This is a genomic window from Microbispora sp. NPDC046933, from assembly GCF_040644635.1.
Taxonomy (GTDB): Bacteria; Actinomycetota; Actinomycetes; order Streptosporangiales; family Streptosporangiaceae; genus Microbispora.
The window spans coordinates 1-8,833 of record NZ_JBEYWW010000077.1 but is presented as its reverse complement, the minus strand read 5'-3'; the positions used below and the strand labels follow the sequence as shown (position 1 = coordinate 8,833).

Annotated in this window: 8 protein-coding genes; all 8 read left to right on the top strand. The window is 36.1% G+C overall.

Features of this window, described 5'->3' with window-relative positions; translation table 11 throughout:
- The first annotated feature begins 1,524 nt into the window (after nt 1-1,524).
- The 8 genes from ABZ857_RS43630 (at nt 1,525) to ABZ857_RS43595 (ending at nt 8,716) form a co-directional block, all read left to right on the top strand.
- Nucleotides 1,525-2,724, top strand: a complete 1,200-nt coding sequence (locus ABZ857_RS43630) for a RepB family plasmid replication initiator protein (RefSeq protein WP_063283645.1) — start codon at nt 1,525-1,527, stop codon at nt 2,722-2,724.
- A gap of 412 nt (nt 2,725-3,136) precedes the next feature.
- Nucleotides 3,137-3,349 carry a DNA-binding protein gene (locus ABZ857_RS43625; RefSeq protein WP_200416660.1) on the top strand — a complete coding sequence of 71 codons (213 nt, stop codon included), beginning with the start codon at nt 3,137-3,139 and terminating at the stop codon, nt 3,347-3,349.
- Complete coding sequence (locus ABZ857_RS43620; protein ID WP_357056725.1) at nt 3,337-3,966, top strand: restriction endonuclease subunit S; 630 nt, start codon at nt 3,337-3,339, stop codon at nt 3,964-3,966. Before ABZ857_RS43625 ends, ABZ857_RS43620 begins: the two co-directional genes overlap by 13 nt.
- Before the next feature lie 185 nt (nt 3,967-4,151).
- Nucleotides 4,152-5,102 (top strand): magnesium transporter CorA family protein, encoded by a 951-nt coding sequence (locus ABZ857_RS43615; protein ID WP_014570897.1) that lies wholly within the window; start codon nt 4,152-4,154, stop codon nt 5,100-5,102.
- 327 nt (nt 5,103-5,429) lie between these two features.
- On the top strand, nt 5,430-5,690 hold the full coding sequence (locus ABZ857_RS43610) for a hypothetical protein (protein WP_351661596.1): 261 nt from the start codon (nt 5,430-5,432) through the stop codon (nt 5,688-5,690).
- 93 nt (nt 5,691-5,783) lie between these two features.
- Nucleotides 5,784-6,695 carry a magnesium transporter CorA family protein gene (locus ABZ857_RS43605; protein WP_010891392.1) on the top strand — a complete coding sequence of 304 codons (912 nt, stop codon included), beginning with the start codon at nt 5,784-5,786 and terminating at the stop codon, nt 6,693-6,695.
- Nucleotides 6,696-7,365: 670 nt separating this feature from the next.
- Nucleotides 7,366-8,046, top strand: a complete 681-nt coding sequence (locus ABZ857_RS43600) for an IS6-like element ISS1N family transposase (protein ID WP_357056720.1) — start codon at nt 7,366-7,368, stop codon at nt 8,044-8,046.
- Nucleotides 8,047-8,152: 106 nt separating this feature from the next.
- Nucleotides 8,153-8,716, top strand: coding sequence for a VanZ family protein (locus ABZ857_RS43595; protein ID WP_357056717.1), 564 nt, complete (start codon nt 8,153-8,155; stop codon nt 8,714-8,716).
- Nucleotides 8,717-8,833 lie beyond the last annotated feature (117 nt).

Genomic DNA, 8,833 nt, shown 5'->3' with positions numbered 1-8,833 from the left:
TCGAGAAACGATGTTAGACCAAATTGATTTTGGGTAATGAATGTTTAGAACTTAGTAGTCGTCCAAAAACGACTACTTTTTTTGTTGAATCGTCCAAGGACGATTCGATGCTTTTGACTTGTAAGAACAGGATTGAATGAAGCCATACTGTTCGCATATTTTTAGTGGATGAACGAATAAAAAATCTCTCGTATTTTGTTTGTTCATCCATGGTTTTAGAAAAAAGAGGGACGATTTCGGAAGAAGAAAATCGTCTCTTTTTTTTCTTCTTTTTGTATGACAAAAAGAAAGATCTTTTGCCCATTTTATTTTTATAAAATGGGTAGGTGGCGTTTGCGTAAAGCAAATCGACACAATCCAAAGGGGATAAAAGGGGAAAGTGAAACTTCCCCCTTTTCAAGCCACATTGTAATACAAGAACGAAGTAATTTGTATTACAATGTGATAGCTTACAGCAGTATTTATGGGTTTATATTTGCTATTTTGTTGTGAGGATTGTAACCGAATAGGGCGCAATGCTTATTACAAAATCAATGACAAAGGGCGATTGAGGAATGAGCGCTGGGGCATTTTATCTTTGAGGAAGTTCTTGATGGATCAGAAAAATGTATCACAAATTGAAACAAAGACTCACTCATTTAAGAGACGCTACTAGCATGAAATTTTGTTGTTGCGATAAGCAACTTCTGATACACGATTTTTAGCCATTACATCACTCGTTTTTAGAGTGATGTGTAAGTGCGCATTGCACTCTTTTTTTACGAAACAAGCCGACCAGCGTTTGAAACTTTTTAGTTTTTCATCATTCTATTTTAAAACGCTCTAAAACTCGATTTAAGCGACTTTAATTCGAAACTGTCTATTTGTTCAAAGGGAACATTAAGAATGCTTAAACGAGCTTTTAAGTGGGTTTAAAGTGATTTTGAATTGAATAGCTTGTTTTAAGTTGTAAAAAAACAAGTTAAACAAAGTATAGGTTTTCCATTTAAGGGTTGTTAGGGCTTGCCCTGACCGTCTGTAAGACGCTTGATTGCAAAGTATGAGTATTTAGCTAGTCAAATAGTTAAAACAGCGTATACGAGCAATTAGAGGGAATCCAAGAAAGTCCTAAGAGAGGGTTTGATCTTTTCTTTTAGCGAGTGCGAGTGAACGCTGCAAGTAAAATGTGAGCGTGGTTTTCGCTCACTCCTTTTTTTGATGATTTTGACTTTGGATTTTACATTTTTGAAAAAAATAAAAAATAGGCGAAGCCTATATATATATTTATCTTATATATTTTAATCTTTTAATCTTTTGCGTCAAAAAAAAGTGAGTGTTTTCAAGGGTTTATAGAATTATATAAGTACAAAAAACTATGTACATAAGTACAAAAAACTATGTACATAAGTACAAAAAACTATGTACATAAGTACTTTTTTGTTAGGTAAGTACTTATGTTGTGGTATAATAAAAGCATGAAGAACAATTCTTTGGTCAGATTTTCTTCATGCCTATCTAAAATCACTCACAAAGGAGCAGTTTTCTATGACTAGTATACCAAAAAATGAACAAAATCAGAAGCAGGTGCAAATCTTGAACGAATTATCAAAACGTAAAGTGGTCGAGCATAATTCTTTAATCACATCTATTGCCAAAATGGATAAAACCCCACTGAAAATGTTTGAATTAGCCGTATCGTGCATTGATACAGAAGAACCACCAAAAGATCATACGGTTTATTTGTCAAAAGCAGAACTGTTTGCCTTTTTTAAAGTGGACGACAGCAATAAACACACACGTTTTAAACAGGCAGTCGAGAATATGCAGAAACAAGCCTTTTTCAAAATTAAAGAAAAAAAAGAACATGGATTTGAATTTGAAAATATTGTGCCGATTCCCTATGTTAAGTGGACGGATTATCATGATGAGGTAACGATCCGATTTAGTCCTGAAATTATGCCGTATTTAATCAATTTAAAACAAAATTTCACGCAACACGCTTTGTCTGATCTTGCAGAACTCAATAGCAAGTATTCCATTATCTTGTATCGCTGGTTATCTATGAATTATAACCAGTACGAGCATTATAGTTACAAGGGCGGGCGCCGAGAAGAACAAGTGGAAGCCTACCGCAATCCTTCAATTTCCATGCGAGAATTACGAGAAATGACGGACACGGTCAATGAATACAAATTATTCACTAACTTTAGCAAGAAAGTTTTAGATAAACCCCTTGAAGAAATCAATGATCGGACCTCATTTAATATTGCCTATGAGAAAGTGAAAAAAGGTAAAAGCATTGATTCTATTGTCTTTCATATCACGAAAAAACGTCGAGCAGACGATAACAGTTATAAGCTAGAGGACAAGACCTACAAGGAAGCGAAAGCCGAAAAAGAATTATCAAACCAAACACTTGCAGGTAAAGCGTTAGAAAGTAGATATACAAGGTTATTGCTTGAAAATTTCCTTTTATCGCCTTATGAAATGACAGATACATCACTTATGGCTGGCTTGCAAAAAAATGTTTATCCAAAGTATGACGAACTCAAAACATTACGAGGACTTGAGGGGGTCAAAAAGCACCTCTCATACGTTCGTGAGAAGCAAGAACCTTATTCAAAAGGGAACGTTGCAAAGTATCTTAAAAAGGCAGTTGATCAGTATTTGCCAACTGTGAAATTACAAGACCTTGACCAACCAGAACGTGCAAGTGTTCGAGGTAAAGGAGCAAGCCATGAGTGAGAATCTAAAAACGATCAAAGAGCTTGCGGATGAGTTGGGTGTATCAAAAAAGAAAATTCATTATCAAGTATCTAAATTAGATAGTAATTTGATACAGAGATTAGACGGTACTATCTATCTTAACAACGCTGCTATAAAAGTGATTAAAGGGAATATTGGATATGTCCCTAAAACTAAATTAGATAGTGTTGGTGTCCAAAATAGACAGTATTTAGATACCAAATTAGACACCGTAAATACAAGTTTAATTGATGAAAAAAATGAACGAATCAATTATCTAAAAGAGCAAATAAAGAATAAAGATAATCAAATATCTGTTAAAGACGAACAGATAAAAAGTTTAGTAGACGTACAAAAACAAACTCAAAATCTTTTAGATCAGCAACAACGACTAGCCTTACAAGATAAAAAGTTGTTAGAAGAATACAAAGCAGAAAATGACAGCTTAAAAGCTCTCAAAATGCCCTCACAGGAAACAGAATTCAAACACTTAGACAATCAATATAAAGATGAAGTGAACGCTCTTAAAGAGAAGTTGGAAAATTTGCAGGAACAAATCAAAGATCAAAAAAGGATAGAAGAACAAGAAAAACCAAGAAAATGGTGGGGACTATGGCGAAAATAGATGATTCAGTTAAAAAGAAAGTTCCAGAATTAAGGTTTCCGGGATTTACGGATGATTGGGAAGAGCGTAAGTTAGGAGAATTATCTAATATTGTTGGTGGTGGAACACCAAGTACATCGAACCCTGAATACTGGGACGGTGATATTGATTGGTATGCACCAGCTGAAATTGGAGAACAAAGTTATGTTAGTAAAAGTAAAAAGACTATTACTGAACTAGGTCTAAAGAAGAGTTCAGCTCGAATTTTACCAGTAGGAACCGTCTTATTTACTTCTCGTGCTGGTATCGGAAACACCGCTATATTAGCCAAAGAAGCTACAACTAATCAAGGGTTTCAATCAATTGTTCCTGATCAAAATAAACTTGATAGTTATTTTATTTTTTCAAGAACTAATGAGCTCAAGCGATATGGGGAAGTCACCGGTGCAGGATCTACTTTTGTTGAGGTTTCAGGTAAGCAAATGTCGAAAATGTCGATTATGGTACCTGAACTTTCAGAACAACAAAAAATCGGTTCATTCTTCAAACAACTCGACGACACTATCGCTCTTCATCAACGTAAGTTAGATTTGTTGAAAGAACAGAAAAAAGGCTTTTTACAAAAGATGTTTGTTTAGGGTCTATAATTATAAATTAGAAAATACATTAGAAGCTGGAGACGAGATTGTCTAGATAATGTGCGAGATAAAATTTTTAGCAGGTTATCATACATAAGACAAAATGTTTTTAAAACTGATAACGTATTTATTCCACAACAATTACGCATTTATTTTTGAGAAAAATATAAAGCAGGAGGATTACAATGCTGAAAACTTATTCTTTAACAAAAAATACATTATTAGTTTCGTCAGAATCAAATATCAAAAATTCGTCTGTTGTTTATGTTTATGGTGACGAACGAGAATATATCGAATCTTTTGAACATAGATCTGACTTTAACATAGACAATATACTAACGTTTGATGATCGAGTTGCATATGACACGATGATAGATCAGAACGATGAAAAAAGTTTGCTCGTAAGTTATTTGTTTCCCGAGATACATGAAGGTGGGCATCTAGATAATCTGACGACATCTGTTGTTTTCTTGGTATTTAAAAATAAGTTGATAATTTTTACAAAACAAAAATTAAAATTCATTCCCGAACTCTTATCCAATATGGTTTTACATGATGTCGATAATTTCATGCAGGAAGTACTTTTAAAGATCATGCAAAAAGATTTCCATGTGATGCTTGACGACCTTCGTGGAGTCAAGGAAAAAATTGATGATTTAGACTCAGAAATATCAACGTCCGGTTCACTCAGACCAACGTTTGGTGATTTATTGACTCTTCAAAAATACATGATAGCTTTGTCAACAACCTATGGCGCTAATCACAAAGCGCTGGATTTCATTAAAAAAAATTTTACAACTATTAATGATATTGATTTTACCACCCAAAAAATAATTGATGAGATATACAATACAAGCGACACAATGGATAGAATTATTTTAGGTTACAGTCAATATTTGGATTATTTGGAAAATATGATAAACAATATGATTTCGTATCAGCTAAACATGATTATGAAAACTCTAACAGAGATATCAATCGTTTTGACTATTCCAGCAATCATTTTTGGTTTTTGGGGAGTCAATGTCGATGGCCCGTTTGAAAAATCTTCTTATGGTGTTTTTGCTGTGCTGATTATCTCTGTTATACTAAGCCTAATTTGCTGGTTTTTGCTGCGACGCAAAACATATTTGTAAAGTATTTGTGATACCCCAATATGATTTAAAGCAGAATTTCTTTGTTGACTTATTAAAAGGCTGGTTCCTTTCAATAATTTAATAGCTTCAGCGGCTTCCTTCACAGTATGAGAGTTAGAATATTCAAAGATAGCCATATATCCTCTGACAATTGATATGTTGATTAAATGGTCACATGATAAGGGTATAAACGAAAAGTTGTTTGGGATGCCAGACTAGGGACTATACTAGAAAACATCAGTACATTCCTTAGCTCAGGGTCTATAATTATATAATCGCCCCTGTGAAAACCTATTAAAACAGTCCCCGTTATCTACTAGGTAGATAATGGGGGCTGTTTTTTTGTTTAAATGGTATAATGGATCATATATAGCAGGACTATTATTTCAAATCAAGCAAGGATTTAACCCAAAGAAAAAACGAAACCTACCTAACAAACTTTATTTAGCAGATTTAGAAGTTACAGCAAAAGACGTGTATATTAAAAAGGATTTTGCTAATAAAACGGCTGAAACCTTTGATATGAGCGGTACCGACAAAATGGCAGCCCGACAAGGTTTCCGTTATATTCTTTATAAAAGTGTTTAGCAGTTGGGAATCGTTGACAATTTAAAAATTTGTCTGCAGCTTCTTTTCTTTTAGTCTAAAATAGAGGTTAATAACTAACAGGGGAATTACTAAATGATCAAACCCGAAAAGACAATCAATGGAACCAAATGGATTGAAACGATTCAAATCAATGCCGAAGAACGGGCAACCCTCGAAGATCAGTATGGCATCGATGAAGATATTATTGAGTACGTCACTGATAATGATGAAAGTACTAATTATGTTTATGATATCAATGAGGACTACCAATTATTCATCTTTCTGGCGCCGTATGCCCTCGACAAAGATGCGCTGAGATACATTACCCAGCCATTTGGCATGTTGCTCCATAAGGGCGTTTTATTCACGTTTAATCAAAGCGGCATACCTGAAGTCAACACGGCACTTTACTCGGCATTGGATAATCCCGAGGTTAAGAGCGTCGATGCATTTATTCTGCAAACACTGTTTACAGTTGTTGTCAGTTTTATCCCAATTTCTCGCGCCATTACCAAGAAACGCAACTATTTGGATAAAATGTTGAACCGGAAGACGAAGAACAGTGACTTGGTTTCACTTTCATATCTTCAACAGACGTTGACCTTTTTGTCCAGCGCGGTCCAAACCAATCTCAGTGAACTCGATCGTTTGCCAAAGACCCATTTTGGTGTCGGTGCTGACCAAGATAAAATTGATTTATTCGAAGACGTGCAAATTGAAGGAGAACAGGTCCAACGGATGTTTGAGATTGAAACCCAAGTCGTTGACCGAATCGATCATACCCTCAACAGCCTTGCTAATAACAACCTGAACGATACAATGAAATTTTTGACAATTTGGTCACTGACCATGGCTGTGCCAACGATCATTACCGGATTCTATGGGATGAACGTGAAGAAACTCCCGTTAGCCGGGATGCAAGATGCTTGGATGCTGACTTTGGGGATTTCTGTCGCCTTGATTGTGGCGATGCTGATTATGCTGAAGTTCTGGCGGAAGATGTGATGGGTGAGTGACTTGCTGCTGGGTGGGGGACTTTTTTGGAATGTGTATAGTTGAGCAGTTATGCTATTTTGAGCACCCTTCGGCTTCTGAAATACGCTCCGACGACCCTGACCCCGGCCACATAAGACAAAAAATCCAGTAGCGAACGTTTTTTGTTCGTTACTGGATTTTCTGCCTTATGCTCTGGGGTCAACCCGGGTCTTGTCACGTGTTGGTGATCTATTAGGTATCAACTATCTAGGAACACATACCATGCGTAAAACAGGCGCTTATCGGGTCTATACGCAGTCAAACTATAATATTGGTTTAGTGATGCATTTATTAAACCATTCAAGTGAAGCCATGACCTTAACGTATCTTGGATTAGATCAAGCTAGTCGAGAAACGATGTTAGACCAAATTGATTTTGGGTAATGAATGTTTAGAACTTAGTAGTCGTCCAAAAACGACTACTTTTTTTGTTGAATCGTCCTTGGACGATTCGATGCTTTTGACTTGTAAGAACAGGATTGAATGAAGCCATACTGTTCGCATATTTTTAGTGGATGAACAAACAAAATACGAGAGATTTTTTGTTCGTTCATCCATGGTTTTAGGGGTTCTGTTGCAAAGTTTTCCAAAAAATCTATTTTAGTGTAAAATTGAGAAAAAAGACAGAGAGGACAGAGTAATGAATCATTTTAAAGGCAAACAATTCAAAAAAGACGTCATTATTGTCGCTGTTGGTTACTACCTGCGTTACAATCTAAGCTATCGTGAAGTTCAGGAATTGTTATATGATCGTGGAATAAATGTTTGTCATACTACGATTTATCGTTGGGTGCAAGAGTACAGCAAAGTCCTCTATTATCTTTGGAAGAAGAAAAATAGACAATCCTTCTATTCATGGAAAATGGACGAAACCTATATCAAAATTAAGGGACGTTGGCATTATCTTTATCGTGCAATTGATGCGGACGGCTTAACCTTAGATATCTGGTTACGAAAGAAACGGGATACGCAAGCAGCCTATGCTTTCTTAAAACGACTCCATAAACAGTTTGGTGAGCCGAAAGCAATTGTGACCGATAAAGCACCTTCTCTTGGCTCCGCCTTTAGAAAGTTACAGAGTGTGGGTTTATATACTAAGACAGAGCACCGAACTGTGAAGTATCTTAACAATTTAATAGAACAAGACCATCGACCTATTAAACGACGGAATAAATTTTATCAAAGTCTCCGTACAGCCTCTTCCACGATTAAGGGCATGGAGACCATTCGAGGAATATATAAAAAGAACCGAAGAAATGGAACGCTCTTCGGCTTTGCGGTGTCTACTGAAATCAAGGTATTAATGGGAATACCAGCCTAAGATATTTGGAGTTCAGAGCGGGCGCGTTTGATTTTCAAACTTCGCAACAGAACCAAATAGGGTTAATCTCATCAAGAAAAGGAGTTAGAAACAGTTGCGAAAATATATGATCTACCTCAGCAGTTTATTGGTCACATTTATCCTGAGTTATGCGACGATTACTTGGCTGATTATGCCCGTTCTCACTCGCTATCAAAGCCTGGCTAGGTTGATTAACCACTTTGACTATACCGCATTAACTTTAATACTCTTATTAACGCTGATTATCTGGTTGTTTGGCATCCAGTATCACCTCAAAGATTTTTCAGTTATTTATCTCTATCTTGCTTTCAGTGTGTATTTATTACTGTTATTCATGGTGCTTTTTACTAAAACAACGGATTTTCAGGCGATATCACTGAATCCTTTTGACTTTATAAAAGCGGATACCAGAACGATTCAAGAGGCAGTGCTAAATATTATCTACTTCATTCCTTTAGGTGGCCTTTACTGTATCAATACTGATTTCAAACAGTTTGTCATTGTCAGTTTGGTCACACTTTTAGGAATTGAAACCATTCAATTTATCTTTTATTTGGGCACATTTGCCATTAGTGATATTATCTTGAATTTTTTGGGTTGTTTGATTGGGTATTATTGTTGTTGGGAGATTAAAAGGCGGTTGAGTTGAGCTAACCCAAAAGTAGCATAAAAATAGACAGGAGATGCCCGGGTGGCGTGCACCCCTCCGGGCGAGGAGATCCGGAACCCGCCGTAGAGGTAGTGCACGATCACGGCCGCGATGATC